We start from the raw sequence: 14263 nt of genomic DNA on the forward strand, positions 1-14263 counted from the left end.
ATCTGACGTCACCTCAGCCCGACAACGCAAACACCGCCCCCGTCTCAGCCCCCATCACACACGAGTTCGAGAATGTGTGCGAGTACGTCACCTGCCGCCCCTCCCACTCCCCGCGCGCGGAGGCGGTGACCGGGCCGTAGATCATCGAGCAGATGGTGTCGGGCCTGGGCGGGATCCGGGAGATGTCTCCCCCGGCGGTGGCGAGTTCGGCGCAGGCCTCGGCCGCGTGGGCGTGCCCCTGGGGCGGGTCGCAGAGCAGGAGCGTGCCGCGGATGCTGCTGGTGTGGGCGTCACCGGTGGTGAGGGTGAGGTAGAGCCAGTTGCCGGGGATCGCCTGGTGGGACGTCGCCTGGGCCGGGGTCGCGCCCAGGGTGAGCAGGGCGACGGTCGCGAGGAGAGCGTTGCGTACCGCGTGGATGTTTCTCGTCATTCCCGGTGCATCGGCAGCGCGGCCTGCGAACCCCACCCCGTCTCACCCGAATGGGAGCGCACGGGCGAGTACCGCCCGGCGAGTTCGAACGCGGCGATCACCACGCGCGCCTGGTACTCGACCTGGCGGGCGACCGGGATCCAGCGCGCCCCGCAGCCCTCGCGGTAGTCGGCGCACCATGCGTCGATCAGCCGGTCGAGCTCCGGCAGCGCCCCGCTCGGGTCGCGCCCGGAGCCGGTCACGAGCTGGTGCAGCAGCCCGGCCGTGCGCAGGGCGACCCGGCGTCCGGCGAGGCGCAGGGCGGTCAGGCGGGCCGTGTCGAGCGGTGGCAGGGGGCGCGCCCCGGCGTCGTGCACGTCGGGGTCCCAGGAGTCGGCGAGGCCGGGGCCGACGAGTAAATAGTCGTCGACGGGTGCGAGGAGGCAGGCCGCGTCCGGGGAGGTGTCGAGGCCGGGGCGGATCCGCCCGAGGATGCCTTCCAGGAGCCGTGTGTCGTGGCGCAGCGTGTGGCTGACGGAGCGCAGCACGGCGTCGGCGTCGGTGGGCCGGGTGGCGTCCTCCACGGCCGCCACGCCCCACATGGGGGCCTCGACGACGGCGGTGACGGTGCCGTAGCGGTGCGGGTGGAACCAGGTGGACTCGACGGCGGCCTCGGTGATGGCGGCGGCCAGGTCGCCGGGGTGCGGCGGCGGGATGCGGTAGACGGCGGGGCCGAGCCTCGGCCAGTACAGGGTGTCGTAGGGCCCGAGTTCGCGCGGGATGCCGAGGCGGGCCGCGGTGTGGGCGACGCGCTGGGCGAGTCCGGGCAGCTCGCGGGTCAGTTCGACGAAGGCGCCGCCGACGTCGACGCCGTGCAGGGAGCACTGGAAGACCGGCCGCAGTTCGTCCTGGAGGTCGAGGAGGGCGCGGGTCTCGGGGAGGGTGACGCCCGCCGCGCCCTCGGGCAGCCACTCGGGCTGTTCGAGGAAGCCGGGGCGAAAGAAGTTCCGGAAGTAGTGGCCGAGGGTGTACGGGCCGGACAGCCAGGCCTCGTTGCGGCGGGCGCCGTCGGGGTCGAGGCAGAGCAGCAGGTTCCAGGTGGCGTCGGCGCCCTCGCGGAGCCGGGGGTCGGCGAGCGCCCGTTCGGCCAGGCGCAGGGCCGTGGCACCGCCCACGGGTTCGTTGGCGTGGGGTCCCGCGACGACGAGGGCCTGGCGGCCGCCGTGTCCGACGGACAGCAGCCACAGCGGGGTACCCGCCCGTGAGGTGCCCACACGGCGCAGTCGGGCGTCGCGCGGCCGGCGGGCGACGAGCGCGGCCGCACGGGCGCCCAGCTCGTCCACGGTCGGGTAGCGGAGGAGTGGCGGCAGGGCACACCTCCACAAATGTGGTGCCGTCGATTCACCTGATGTACATGGTGTACGCACAGTCAGTCACGGCTGTGGAGGTACGTCAACACCGTCGAACGTAAGGGAATTTAAGGAAATCGCTGAGTGAAACCGAGGCCAAGGCTCATGCGGGTGCGGGTCGGTCGCTCAGGAGGAAGAGAGGCGGAAGGACATGCGTCCGAAGCTGATCTGGTCACCCTCTTTGACGACGGCGGCGCTGATCACCCGCCGTCCGTTGACGGTCGTCCCGTTGGTCGAGCCGAGGTCGCGCAGCACCCACAGGCCGCCCTGGCGGCTCAGTTCGGCGTGGACGCGGGAGACCGTCTCGTGGTTGAGCCGCAGTCCGCTCGCGGGGTCGCGGCCGATCCGCAGGGGGTAGTTGTTGCCCGGGTGGGGCAGCAGCAGTTTGGGGAGCCGCTCGGCCTGCCAGGCCCTGCGCAGTCGTACGGTGAAGCCGGAGATCGCCTCGACGGTGCCGAACACCAGTTTCGACCAGCGTCCCTCGGTGGGCAGGTCGGCGATGAGCACGGCGAGCTCGTCGGAGCGGCGGGCGGCGAGCGCCAGTTCCATCCGGCGGACGAACGTGTCGTGGGAGAGGCGCCCGAGGGCGACGCCGTCACTGAGCGCCTTCAGCGCCCGGTCGCGCTCCGCGTCCGACAGCCGCGCGGGGTACGTGTGGAACTCGAAAGACGACGTCACGGAGGTGATTGTCGGTCAGTAGGAGCGGGGTGTCCAGAAGACCCGGAAAGGGCCGCTGCCGCCGACAGGTGGGTTCCACGCGTCCATCACGTGGCAAACACGCGGCAAAAGGGTGGATTCGAAAGCGAATTGATCTCGTGTGAAGCACCATGGACGTGCTACGTCACGACATGTTGCGTCACTCACGTCGCGCTCTGTCACGAAGAGCGGACAACGGACAACAGGCAATGGGCAACGGGCAACGGAGAGCGGACAAGGGGGAACCGTCTGTGCGGTTCGAGGTGTGGGCACCGGAGGCCGACCGGATGACGCTCCACTGCGCGGGCGCCACACGCGCGCTGGAGCGCGATCCGGAGCGCGCCGGATGGTGGACGGGCGACGCGGACGCGCAGGACGGCACGCGGTACGGGTTCGCGGTGGACGACGGCCCCGTGCTGCCCGATCCTCGTTCGCGGCGGCAGCCGGACGGCCCGGACGGACTGAGCGCGGTGGTCGACCAGGCCCGGTACGGCTGGCGCACCGAGTGGGCGGAGCGCCCGCTGCCGGGCGCGGTCCTCTACGAGCTGCACGTGGGGACGTACACCCCCGAAGGAACGCTCGACGCGGCCGCCGGGCGGCTGGAGCACCTCGCGGAACTGGGCGTCACCCACGTCGAGTTGATGCCACTGTGTCCGTTCCCCGGGCGGCACGGCTGGGGGTACGAGGGGGTCTCCCTGTGGGCCGTGCACGAGCCGTACGGGGGCCCGGAGGCACTGAAGCGTTTTGTCGACCGGGCGCACGAACTCGGCCTGGGTGTGGTCCTCGACGTCGTGCACAACCACCTCGGCCCGTCCGGGAACCACCTCCCCGCGTTCGGGCCGTACTTCACGGACACCCATCAGACGCCCTGGGGCTCCGCGGTGAACCTGGACGCACCGGGTTCGGACGAGGTGCGCGCGTATCTCGTCGACAGCGCCCTGGCCTGGCTGCGGGACTTCCGGCTGGACGGGCTGCGCCTGGACGCGGTACACGCGTTGCGGGACACCCGCGCGATGCACTTCCTGGAGGAGTTGTCGACGGCCGTGGACGCCCTCGCCGACGACCTGGGTCGGCCGCTGTTCCTGATCGCGGAGTCGGATCTGAACGACCCGCGGCTCGTCACCGCGCGCGCGGAGGGCGGTCTTGGGCTGCACGCGCAGTGGAACGACGACTTCCACCACGCGTTGCACACCGCGCTGACCGGTGAAGGGCAGGCCTACTACGCGGACTTCGCGCGGTCCCCGTTCGCGGCGCTCGCGAAGACGTTGACGTCCGGCTTCTTCCACGACGGCACGTACTCGAGCTTCCGCGGCCGCCGCCACGGCCGCCCCCTGGAGCGTACGCGCGTCTCGGCGCACCGGCTGCTCGGCTACTCCCAGACCCACGACCAGATCGGCAACCGTGCCCAGGGGGACCGGCTGTCGGCGTCCCTCTCCCCCGGCCTGCTGGCCTGCGCGGCCGCGCTGACGCTCACCGGGCCCTTCACCCCGATGCTGTTCATGGGCGAGGAGTGGGCGGCGGGCACCCCGTGGCAGTTCTTCACCGACCACACCGATCCCGAACTCGCTCAGGCCGTACGGCGGGGCAGGCGGCGGGAGTTCGCGGCCCACGGCTGGGCCGAGGAGGACGTCCCCGACCCGCAGGACCCGGCGACCCGCGACCGCTCCTGCCTGGACTGGTCGGAACCCGAAAAGGCACTCCACGCGCGTGTGCTGGCCTGGTACCGCGACCTGATCGCCCTGCGCCGGCGTCAGCCCGACCTCGCGGACCCCGATCTCGCCGCCGTCAAGGTCGCCTACGACGACCAGGCCCGCTGGCTGGCCCTGCGGCGCGGGGACGTACGGGTGGCGGTGAACCTCGGCAAGGAGGCCGCCGCGATCCCGCTGGGGCTGCGCCACGCGCGCGTGCTGGCCGCCTGGGAACCGGTCGAGGCGCCGGACGCGAACGGGGTGTTGAGCGTGCCCGGCGAGTCGTGTGTGGTGCTGACGCAGGCGTGAGCGCCTGGCGGCTTCGCGCGCCCGGGCTCAGCCGTCGCCCGGCAGTTCCGTGACCCGTTCGAGGAGGATCGGCTCCCAGGCGCGCCCCAGTTGGGTCCGCAACAGCGGGAGCGGGCCTTCGCCGCGGCCCCGCAGGCGCTCGGCGAGGCGGATCACCGTGTCGCAGCGGGACAGCCACAGGCCGCGCAGACAGGGGCGGGCTCCGTAGTCGGCGAGGGTGGCGGCGCGTACGGCGGCGGGGGCGCCGACGGCGATCGCGAGCCCGGCGATGTCCTCGGCGGGATCCCCGAGGACCGCTTCGGCCCAGCCGAGGACGCCGCGCACCCGCCCGTCGGCGCTCACCACCAGGTGTTCGCCCTTGAGGTCGTGGTGGACGAGGACGGCGGCCGCGGTCTGCGCGGCCAGCTGGCCGGCGGCGGGCTGGGTGAGCTGGGCGAGGCGTCCGGGGTCGAACTCGTCGGCGGCGGCGAGCCCCTCGGCGGCCCGCTCCGCGGCTGTCCGCAGCTCTTCCAGGGAGCGGGGCGCGACCCGTGGCACCCCGAGCGCCTCGGCCTGCCGTACGGGCACCTCGCGCAGCCCCGTGAGCAGTCCCGCGAGGTCCGCCTCCCCGACCGCGGAGACGTCCTGAGCCTCGCCCGAGCGGCCGGGAAGCCGGGTGTCCAGGGTGTAGGGCAGGCCGCCCGCCCAGTCGCCGTGCGCGACGCTGGTCGGCACCGCGACCCCGACGAGCGGGCGGACCAGGTCGCGCAGCCGCAGCTCGCGGCGCCGGCGCACGGCGGTCTCACGGTCCGGGGCGAGCCGCAGCACGTGACGGGTGCCGACCCACCAGGTGGAGTGCTCACCGCCCTCGGTGACGGGCCGGACGTCGGGTCCCGCGCCCGCCGCCTCGCTGTCGGCGAGCAGCGAACGGACCAGTCGGCGGACGGTGTCCGCGGTCGGTGTCGGTGCCTGGGTCATGGTCGCGCCGTTGCCGTCGGGGGCCTTGGACTGCCGGGAGGCCCTGGGGAGTACTCCTGGTGACCGGTCAGTCGACGATCGCCATCTCGCGGGACGTGGTGTTGAGGCGCCATCCGCCCTCCTCGGTCACCGTCACGATGTCCTCGATGCGCACCCCGAAGCGGCCGGGCAGATAGATGCCGGGCTCCACGGAGAAGCACATCCCGGGCACGAGGGGCAGTTCCTCGCCCTCGATCATGTACGGCGGTTCGTGGGTGGTGACGCCGATGCCGTGCCCGGTGCGGTGGATGAAGAACTCGCCGTATCCCGCCTCGGTGATGACGGCGCGGGCCGCCCGGTCGACGTCCTGGCAGGCGGCCCCCGGCCGGACCGCCGCGACGCCCGCCTCCTGGGCGGCGCGCACGACGTCGTGCACCCGGCGCTCCTCGAGGTCCGGCTCGCCGACGTGGACCGTGCGGGAGGTGTCGGAGCCGTAGCCGTGCTTGAGACCGCCGAAGTCGAGGACGACCATGTCGCCGCGCTCGATGACGCGCTCGCCCGCCTCGTGGTGCGGGTTGGCGCCGTTCGGGCCCGAGGCGACGATGGTGAAGTCGACCTGGGAGTGCCCGAAATGCCGCAGCAGCTCGGCGAGGTCGGCGGCGACGTCCGCCTCCCTGCGCCCCGCGAAGGGCACCTTCCGGATCTCCTCGTACGCGGCGTCCGCGGCCGCCCCGGCCTCCGCCAACCGCGCCACCTCCGCCGCGTCCTTGACCGCCCTCAGCATCGGCAGGGCTTCGGTGAGTGCCACGTACCGCGTGTCCGGCAGCCGCCGCTGGAGGCCGAGCAGATGCAGGGCCCAGGAGTTGTCGCTGACGCCGAAGCGGCCGTCGCTCCCGACCAGGGACGCGGCCGCCTCGTACGGGTCCTTGCCGTCGGTCCAGTCGCGCAGGGTCAGCATGGGGGCCGCCGCTGCCGCGTCCGGGGCCTCCAGGGTCGGCACGACCAGCACGGGGTCCTGCCCGGCCCTGAGCACCAGCAGGGTGAGGCGTTCGGTCTCCACGGGCCGGTAGCCCGTCAGCCACACCAGATCGGGCCCGGGAGCGATCAGGACGCCGTCGAGTCCCGCGTCCGCGGCGGCCTCGGCCGCGCGCCGCATACGGGCCTCGTAGTCACCGGCGGTGAAGGGCGCGGGTTCACCGGCGGTGAAGCGCGCGGGCGTGCCGGTCATCCATGCCTCCGTCTGTCCGGAGTTTCCCCAGGGGCTACGGGCAGCATCCTGCCCGTTCGCCGATGCGGACGCGAGCCGGTTGCGGCCATGGCGTCGGTCCGGGAGCTCAACTAACGGTTGATCGTTGCCAGTCCATTAGTGCTAATGGTTGGATGTGGATGTCCCATTAACTTCCAGGGGGAGGCCTCGGGCCATGCTCGTACTGGCACACATCAGCGATCTGCATCTCGACGGCACCCGGCGCGCGACGGAGCGAGCCGAGCGGGTGCGGGACCGGCTGTGGGAGCTGCCGGGGCGGGTGGACGCCCTGCTGGTGACCGGCGACATCGCGGACCACGGCACGGAGGCGGAGTACGAGGAGGCGGCGCGTCTGCTCGGGCTGCGCGACGGGGAGCCCCCTTTCCCCGTACTCACCTGCCCGGGCAACCACGACAGCCGCGCGGCCTACCGCAAGGCCCTGCTCGGGCAGCCCGCGTCCGAGGGGCCGGTCAACCGCGTCCACGTCTTCGACGACGCCGCCGTCCTGATGTGCGACTCCAGCATTCCGGGCCAGGACGAAGGAGAGCTGGACGAGGAGACGTACGCCTGGATCGAGACGACGCTCGACGAACTGGACGGAGCCGTTCCGGCGTTGCTCGCCTTCCACCATCCGCCCGTGGCGCTGCACCATCCTCCCCCACTGCCTTAAGGGCGTGGGAGGTACCCCCACCCGGACGCCTACCAGCTACGCCGGCCGGCTTCCCTGGCCACGCTGTTGGAGCGCAGGCCCGAGGTCGTCGGGCTGATCACCGGGCACGCGCACACGCCCGCCGCGACCGCCTTCGCCGGGCGGCCGCTCGTCGTCGGTCCCGGGGTGACCTGGACGCTGCGGCTGCCCTGGGAGGGCGAGGGGGCCGCCGACCGGAACGCGCCCCCTGGCTTCGCGTTTCATGTACTGGCCGACGACGGGCGGCTGACCAGCCACTTCAGGACCGCCTGACCGTTTCGTCGGCGTCAGGTCACGATGCCCGGGACCGTGGACAGTTGTTGGTGGTTGCCGTTCGCGTGGCGCACGCCGAGCGTGACCGTGGTCCCGGGGTCCGCGGCCGAGACCGCCCGCGCGAGGTCGGCGGCCGAGCCGAGCCGTGCCCCGCCGAAGGCGATCAGGGTGTCACCGCGGACCAGGCCCGCGGTGTGGCCCGGGCCGGGGATGTGCACACCGACGACGAGCGCGCCCCCGCCGTCGGGGGCGTCGACGGCCTCGATGCCGAGCGCGGCCTTCCCGGGCGCGGGCTCCGGTGCCGTCGAAGTGACCGGACTCCCGCCGCCGGGCGCCGACTTGGTGCCACCGGCCTGCGGTGCGGCGGATGCCTGCCCGGGCCCGGACGGCCGGCCGGACGGCCCCTGCACCGCCCCCGCCCGCTTCTGGAAGTCCGCCAGCCTGCTCATACCGATCACCGTGGCGCCGACGGTCCCGATGCCGACGCCCGACAGGACCAGCACGGTCGCGACGAGGAGACCGAAGAGCAGGGACATCAGCCGCCTGCCACGCCGTCGCGCGGCGTGCGGGCGCTTGGTGGTGCCGGTCGAACTCCGGTCACCGCCCGGATCCTGACCGGGCATCGGCTTGGGACGCAGTGCGGCCTGTTCCATGGATCGCCTCCGGCAGATGCTCTACGGACCGCCCCCCGGCTCTTGCTCTACCCTGCGCTCCGGCGCACGACGATTCACGAACGAGTGAGACTGTCAAACACGTTCGAGAAGTTTGTCCACCACGGCCGCGGCGGCTCCGCGCGGCGACCCGCTGTGCACCAGTTCCGTCCGGTGCACCAGGCGCGGCGCCACGAGCGGCACGGCCACCGCCCCGGGGACGCCGGTGGCCGCGGCCCGCGGCAGCAGCGTGAGACCGTGCCCGGCGGCGGCCAGGGCGGCGAGGGTGCGCACGTCGGTGCCCTCGTACCGCAGGGCCGGTCGGAAGCCCCCGCTGCCGTTCGCCCGGCGGAGGTGGGCCAGGGGCAGTCCCGCGTCGGGGGCGTCCAGCCAGCGGGCGTCGACGAGATCGGCGAGGCGCAGCCCGTCCCGCCGGGCGAGCGGATGCGTCTCGGGCAGCAGCACGCAGACGGGTTCCTCGCCGACGCCGTACGTGGTCAGCGGGGCCACGTCAGGATGCCGCAAGGGGTCGTTGGGCGCCGTCAGTCCGTCCACCAGGCCCAGCTCCGCCCCGCCCTGCGCGACGGCGGCGGGGATCTCCTCGCGGGCCAGTACCCGCAGGGTCACCCCGGCGGCGGGCAGCGCCGCGAGCGTGCGCGAACCGAGCGCCGTCGATGTCGCCGCGAGCGTCAGCCCGTGCTCGGGCGCGCCCACCATCCGTACGACGTCCGCGCGGGCCGCGTCCAGGCGCAGCAGCAGCGGCCCGGCGTGTTCGAGGAGCCGCTCGCCCGCCGCCGTCGGTGCCACGGGGCGCCGGGTCAGCAGGGGCGCGCCGAGGTCCTGCTCCAGCGCGGCGATGTGCTGGGACACCGCGGACTGGGTGTAGCCGAGTTCCCGTGCTGCCTCCGAGAAGGAGGCGACGCGGGCCACGGTGACGTATGTGCGCAGGAGATGCGGATCCATGCGCTCCAGGATCCCGTACGGGACCTGTATCTCCTCAGCACCCCCATCAGCGTTGCTTATCGAAGGTGCAGTAATCATCGTTGGACGTGAACGAGCGGGGCCGCCGACGATGAGGACATGACGAACATCGCGGCGCAGACCGCTCGCCTCGCCCTCGTGGGCGACCGCTCCCCGAACGTCCTCGCCCACACCCGCGTCCCCCTTCTCCTGGACGCCCTGGCCACCCGCGACCGCCTCGTCCTCGACGCCTACTGGGTCCCGACCGAGGACGCCGAGGACCCGGCCGCGGTGCGCGGCTTCGACGCGGTGTGGGTGCTGCCCGGCAGCCCGTACCGCAGCGAGGCGGGGACCCTCACCGCGATCCGCACCGCGCGCAAGGAGGGCATCCCGTTCCTGGGGACATGCGGCGGATTCCAGCACGCGCTGCTGGAGTTCGCGCGCGACGTCTGCGGGCTCACCCGTGTCGCGCACGCCGAGCAGGACCCCGACGCCGATGACCTCCTCATCGAACCGCTCGCCTGTTCCCTCCTGGGCCACGAGGCCGCCGTCACCATCGAACCGGGTTCGCTCGCCCACTCCGTGATGGGCGCCGAGCGGACGGTCGAGCGCTATTTCTGCGCGTACGGCCCCACCCGCCACCTCGACACCCTGCGCGCCCACGGCCTGCGCTTCAGCGGCCACGACGAGGACGGAAACGTACGGATCGTCGAACTCCCGGGCCACCCCTTCTTCCTGGGCACCCTCTTCCAGCCGGAGCAGTACGGGGACGGCTCACGCCCGCACCCGATCGTGCGGGCGCTGGCACGGGCCGCCGTGGCACACGCGGCCGTCGGGGAGCTCCGGGAACTCGGCGCGGTCGGCGGGGCCGACGAGGTCGGCGCGGTCGGCGGACGGCGTCAGCCTGCGTGACGGACGGAGCCGTTTGTCAGTGCCGGCTGTTACGTTCGGCGGCATGAGCGATCACGCCCTGCGGCTGCTCCGGGAGCAGCCTCGCCTGGCCGAACTGGCCGCGTTCCCCTTCAACTTCGACCTGGCCCGGGCCGACCACGGCGAGGCCGTCCGGCTCGCCTCGGGCGGTCCGCTGGAGGCGGTGGCGGGGGACGACACGGGCGGCACGTATTTCGTGTGCGGGGACGGCTCCGTGCTGTACGCGGACTCCGAGGGCTCCGCCGGAATCATCGGCAACAGCGTCGACGAGGCGTTGGAGGTGCTGGTCGGGCTGCCCGGCTGGCACGACTACCTGGGGCTCGCGCCGGCCGACGGCGAGGAGAAGATCCGCGCGGCGGTCGCCGAGACGGAGGAGGAGATCCGGGAGTACCACGGGATCGACGACGAGCGGACCGAGCTGCGGGCCGGCCTCGGCCTGCCCGAGCGCTCGTCCGTCGAGCTCATCGGCCAGCTGCACGCGGCCCTGCTGCGCACCGAGCCCGACTTCCTCCTCCTGAACGCGGAGGAGGGCGGCGCGCACGACCTCCTCGACCGCCACCCCCGTCCCCCACTGTGGGAGGCGGTCCTCGCGCGGGGCCGTACCGACCTCACACTGCTGCGCGAGGGCTCGGCGTGGGACGAGGTGGCCGGGGACCGGGCGCGCCGGGCGCTCGCGCTGCGCGCCGCCCAGTTCGACCGGCGCGAGGGCGATCTGCCGCTGCTGCGGCATCTGCTGAGGCACGAGGCCGAGGCGTCGATGACCGACGAACTGCGGCTCGCCGCCGTCCTGGTGGGCCTGCACGGACACGCGGAGGATCTGCCGCTGCTGTACGAGGTCCGTGAGACGGACTTCGACACCTGGTGCGGACTCGGCGGGATGCCCGAGCCGGGCGCTGATCCGGCCGAGCTGCGGAGCTGGGCGCACGGCCTGGACGACTCGCTCTTCGGTACCGACCCCGCCGACGAGCCGCTGTTCACCTGGACCGGCCTCGCCCACGAACAGGGTCTGGTCGAGCTCGCCCGCGCCGCGCTGATCCGGCGGTTGGGCGACATCGACTTCCGGGCGTACCGCGACGCGCGGGACAGCAAGGCCATGGAGCGCCGCGATGCCTCCCAACTGAGCCCGCTCGTCCACGAGTTCGAGCAGTTGGGCGACACCTTTCAGGCGCTGCGCGCCCAGCGGATGTACGTGCCCCTGCAGACCAGGGCCTGGGACCGCGTCTCGGCCCTCCTCAGGCTCGCCCGGCTGGAGCGGGAGGAGGGCCGGTTCGGCGCGGCGATACGCACGTTGACCTCACTGCGGGACACCCTCGCCGAGCCGGACGGCGGCGCCTGCATCGGCGACAGCGACAGCGGGAGCGGGAGCGACAACTCGCTGGGGCACTGGCAGCGCACCAACCTGGGCGCGTACATCGTCGAGGAGCACTACGCGATCGCCCGGACCGCGGCCACCGACACGGCGCTCGCCGACGAGGTCCGGGCCGTCACCGTGGCCGCCGGGGAGCTCCTGGCGAGACTCTCCGGGACGGCCAGGGCGAACGTGGAGCGGCACCTCGCCGGTACGACCGACACCCATACGGATACCTATACGGACACCCATACGAAGATCAGTACAGACATCCACACGGACACCGGTGCGAACCCCGATGCCGACCTCAGTGCGGAGCCGACGCCGCCTCAGCCTTCGGCAGGCTGAACTCCGCGGCGGCTCCCACCCCCTTCGGCAGAGTGAACAACGGGGTGGCGCCCGCCGCGGTCCGGGGAGTGAGGTCCGGCGGGGATTCCGTCTCCGCCATGTCCTGGGGACTGAGCACCGGCACCGGCACGGTCCCGACCCCCGTCCCGGGAAACGGGACCGCGGGGGCCCGGTCCGGCAGGAAGCCGTGGGCCCGGCGGGCCAGGTCCTCGGCGCCGTAACGGTGGCAGTCCTGGTGCCACTTCAGGATTCCGGACAGCCAGTTCTCGAGTTGCACCACATAGCCGTCCATGATGCCGCGCACCTCCGGCGAGAGCTTGAAGTCCTCGTACAGAACGGGCAGTTCATGGGCGGCGACGTGCTGGAACTGCTGCATGCGCTGGGTCATCAGGTCGTGGATGATGCCGAGGCCGGTCGGGTAGTCGCAGCCGAAGAAGTTCTGCACGACGAGGATGGCGTTGTGGACCTCGCCCTCGTACTCGATCTCCTTCTGGTACGAGAAGACGTCGTTGATCAGCATCGCGTAGTCGATGGCGGCGTTCTCCAACGACCGGACGGGACCGCTCCGGTACACCTCGGGCGGGACCTTGGGGCCGTGGCCCAGGCGGCACAGGTTCAGGGTGAGGTCGGAGCCGAAGGTGGCGCGGCGCATCTCCAGGTAGTCGACCGGGTCGGGGATGCGGTGCTGGAGCTGGTTCGACAGCTCCCACACCCAGCTCTCCGTCATCTTGTCCACGTCACCGCGCAGCTTGCGCCGCTCGTCCGGCGTCATCTTCGCCGCCGTGCGCTCCCACAGGTCGAGGAGGCCGTGCTCCATGGCGTTGGCCGGGACCGGGGTCGGCTCGCCGTCGATGGGCATGCAGGCCGAGAGGCGTTCGGTGGTCGTCTTGGCCGCCGCCAGGTCGCGGCGGTGTCCGAAGACCAGCGGGTAGTAGTCGTCGCCGTACGTCCCCCAGGCCAGCCACCGCGAGCCGAGGTCGAGGGCCTGCGCGGTCGCGTCCGGGTGGATGCCCGCGGCGCACAGCGGAAGGTCGTACGCGTCCAGCTTGTCCTCGTCCCAGACGCCCTCCTGGAGCATGCCCTTCTCGTACATCCAGCCGGTGAGGCGGTCGCGGGCGCCGTCCAGGTGGGGGCTGAGGGCCGGCTCGAAGGGCATGTAGAAGTCGGGGAGCAGGGACGGGCCGACCTTCTGGTACGGGACGTGGGTGTACCTGCGCAGCCGCTGCGCCCCGGCCGCGGAGAGCAGGGCGCCGACGTCGACGGCCGAGGTGCCGAACCGGGCGCTGCCGAGCGGCCGGCTGCCCTCCACCGCCCCCTCGTTCATGTAGCGGCTGGAGCGCAGGTGCCACTCGTGGCCGCCCGACTGCCAGTCCTGGAGCCCCTGGGTGTACGCGGCGACGGCGGCGGCCTGGTCCGGGGTGAGCCCCTTCTCCGCGGCGAGTGCGGGCACTTCGGTGAGGGCCGTGTGCTCGAACTGGTGCAGGCGTGAGGTGAGGATGTCGTTGACGGTCTCGGCGGCCTCCTGGGTGGTGCAGCCGAAGAAGGTCTCCAGGACGAGGATGCCGTTGCTGAGCTCGCCCTCCTCCTCGACCTCACGCTGGTAGGAGAACAGGTCGTTGCGCAGATGGACCCCGTCGGAGAACGTCTCCATCAGCACCCGCAGCGGGCGCGTCGCCGCGACGGAGGCGGGCACCTCGGCCGTCGCGTACTCCACGAGCCCCGCCGACCAGGGGGCGCCGCCCACCTTGCGGCGCATCTCGATGTACTCGACGGGGTTGGCGATCCGCCCCTCGTTGATGTTGGAGAGCTCCCACATCGACTCGTTGAGCAGGTGCTCCGTGGACACCGCGAACCGCCCCCGCCAGTCCACCGACATCGAGGGCACCGTGCGCGCCCAGAGGTCGGCGAGCCCGGCCTCGACCGGATTCTCCGGCTCCGGTACGGGGGTCGAGAGGTCCAGCGGCATGAAGAGGGGCAGCCGGTCCAGGTAGGCCTTGCCGCCGTCGCGGTCCTGGGTGCGTTTGAAGGTCTCCAGGAAGTGGTCGTCGAAGAAGAAGACCCACACGTACCAGTCGGTGATGAGCGAGAGTGCCGGGCCGTCGCAGTCGGGGTGGGTGTACGCACAGAGCAGCCCGTAGTCGTGCGCGTCGAGGTCGGACTGTTCCCAGATGCCGGAGCCCTCCAACATGCCCATCCCACGGGCCCATTCGACCGTGTGGGCGCGCGCCTCGTCGAGGTGCGGGTTCAGCCGCGCGGGATACGGCATGTAGAAGTGCGGGAGTTCGAACGGCTGCGTCATGGCCGGGCCCTACCCAGGGCCTTCCGGGGGCATCCGCCGGGCGGGACATGATCACACCATCGCGTGAATTTACC

Annotated in this window: 11 protein-coding genes and 1 pseudogene; 4 read left to right on the plus strand and 8 right to left on the minus strand. The window is 72.6% G+C overall.

What is annotated here, in order from left to right:
• Positions 1–13: 13 nt before the first annotated feature.
• From KVT44_RS03830 to KVT44_RS03840, 3 genes are all read right to left on the minus strand, one after another.
• A complete protein-coding gene (locus KVT44_RS03830; RefSeq protein ID WP_099920145.1) occupies positions 14–430 on the minus strand; it encodes an SSI family serine proteinase inhibitor in 417 nt (138 codons plus the stop codon).
• Positions 427–1794 carry a M14 family zinc carboxypeptidase gene (locus KVT44_RS03835; protein ID WP_217566094.1) on the minus strand — a complete coding sequence of 456 codons (1368 nt, stop codon included), beginning with the start codon at positions 1792–1794 and terminating at the stop codon, positions 427–429. The genes KVT44_RS03830 and KVT44_RS03835 overlap by 4 nt, the downstream gene beginning before the upstream one ends.
• 150 nt (positions 1795–1944) lie before the next feature.
• Entirely contained in the window at positions 1945–2496 is a 552-nt protein-coding gene (locus KVT44_RS03840) for a DUF1707 and FHA domain-containing protein (protein ID WP_054236796.1), read from the minus strand.
• A 269-nt stretch (positions 2497–2765) separates the two neighbouring features.
• On the opposite strand from KVT44_RS03840, the gene treZ reads away from it, so the two are divergent.
• The gene (gene treZ, locus KVT44_RS03845) at positions 2766–4511 is read left to right on the plus strand and encodes a malto-oligosyltrehalose trehalohydrolase (protein WP_217566095.1); all 1746 of its coding nucleotides are present in this window, start codon (positions 2766–2768) and stop codon (positions 4509–4511) included.
• 27 nt (positions 4512–4538) lie between these two features.
• Here treZ and KVT44_RS03850 read toward each other — a convergent pair whose 3' ends face one another.
• Positions 4539–5468 carry an aminoglycoside phosphotransferase family protein gene (locus tag KVT44_RS03850; RefSeq protein WP_217566096.1) on the minus strand — a complete coding sequence of 310 codons (930 nt, stop codon included), beginning with the start codon at positions 5466–5468 and terminating at the stop codon, positions 4539–4541.
• Positions 5469–5535: 67 nt separating this feature from the next.
• On the minus strand, positions 5536–6675 hold the full coding sequence (locus KVT44_RS03855; protein WP_099920150.1) for an aminopeptidase P family protein: 1140 nt from the start codon (positions 6673–6675) through the stop codon (positions 5536–5538).
• A gap of 193 nt (positions 6676–6868) precedes the next feature.
• Between KVT44_RS03855 and KVT44_RS03860 the strand changes: the two are divergent.
• A pseudogene (locus KVT44_RS03860) lies at positions 6869–7654 on the plus strand (metallophosphoesterase).
• A gap of 14 nt (positions 7655–7668) precedes the next feature.
• Here KVT44_RS03860 and KVT44_RS03865 read toward each other — a convergent pair.
• Together KVT44_RS03865 and KVT44_RS03870 are read right to left on the minus strand one after the other, a co-directional pair.
• Positions 7669–8307 carry a PDZ domain-containing protein gene (locus tag KVT44_RS03865; protein ID WP_217566097.1) on the minus strand — a complete coding sequence of 213 codons (639 nt, stop codon included), beginning with the start codon at positions 8305–8307 and terminating at the stop codon, positions 7669–7671.
• Positions 8308–8400: 93 nt separating this feature from the next.
• Positions 8401–9267, minus strand: coding sequence for a LysR family transcriptional regulator (locus KVT44_RS03870; protein ID WP_217566098.1), 867 nt, complete (start codon positions 9265–9267; stop codon positions 8401–8403).
• Positions 9268–9384: 117 nt separating this feature from the next.
• On the opposite strand from KVT44_RS03870, the gene KVT44_RS03875 reads away from it, so the two are divergent.
• Complete coding sequence (locus KVT44_RS03875) at positions 9385–10176, plus strand: gamma-glutamyl-gamma-aminobutyrate hydrolase family protein (protein ID WP_217566099.1); 792 nt, start codon at positions 9385–9387, stop codon at positions 10174–10176.
• 43 nt (positions 10177–10219) lie between these two features.
• Entirely contained in the window at positions 10220–11890 is a 1671-nt protein-coding gene (locus KVT44_RS03880; protein ID WP_217566100.1) for a hypothetical protein, read from the plus strand.
• Here the strand turns inward: KVT44_RS03880 and cyc2 are convergent.
• Positions 11850–14189, minus strand: a complete 2340-nt coding sequence (cyc2, locus tag KVT44_RS03885) for a germacradienol/geosmin synthase Cyc2 (protein WP_254648923.1) — start codon at positions 14187–14189, stop codon at positions 11850–11852. The genes KVT44_RS03880 and cyc2 overlap by 41 nt on opposite strands.
• Positions 14190–14263 lie beyond the last annotated feature (74 nt).

Source organism: Streptomyces sp. GbtcB7 (assembly GCF_019091445.1).
Lineage (GTDB): Bacteria > Actinomycetota > Actinomycetes > Streptomycetales > Streptomycetaceae > Streptomyces > Streptomyces mirabilis.

What these genes read in the sequence shown, in the direction of transcription:
- KVT44_RS03855 (WP_099920150.1), bottom strand. Translation starts at nt 6,675, where the DNA reads ATGACCGGCACGCCCGCGCGCTTCACCGCCGGTGAACCCGCGCCCTTC.
- KVT44_RS03870 (WP_217566098.1), bottom strand. Translation starts at nt 9,267, where the DNA reads ATGGATCCGCATCTCCTGCGCACATACGTCACCGTGGCCCGCGTCGCC.
- KVT44_RS03880 (WP_217566100.1), top strand. Translation starts at nt 10,220, where the DNA reads ATGAGCGATCACGCCCTGCGGCTGCTCCGGGAGCAGCCTCGCCTGGCC.
- KVT44_RS03865 (WP_217566097.1), bottom strand. Translation starts at nt 8,307, where the DNA reads ATGGAACAGGCCGCACTGCGTCCCAAGCCGATGCCCGGTCAGGATCCG.
- cyc2 (WP_254648923.1), bottom strand. Translation starts at nt 14,189, where the DNA reads ATGACGCAGCCGTTCGAACTCCCGCACTTCTACATGCCGTATCCCGCG.
- KVT44_RS03875 (WP_217566099.1), top strand. Translation starts at nt 9,385, where the DNA reads ATGACGAACATCGCGGCGCAGACCGCTCGCCTCGCCCTCGTGGGCGAC.
- KVT44_RS03830 (WP_099920145.1), bottom strand. Translation starts at nt 430, where the DNA reads ATGACGAGAAACATCCACGCGGTACGCAACGCTCTCCTCGCGACCGTC.
- KVT44_RS03850 (WP_217566096.1), bottom strand. Translation starts at nt 5,468, where the DNA reads ATGACCCAGGCACCGACACCGACCGCGGACACCGTCCGCCGACTGGTC.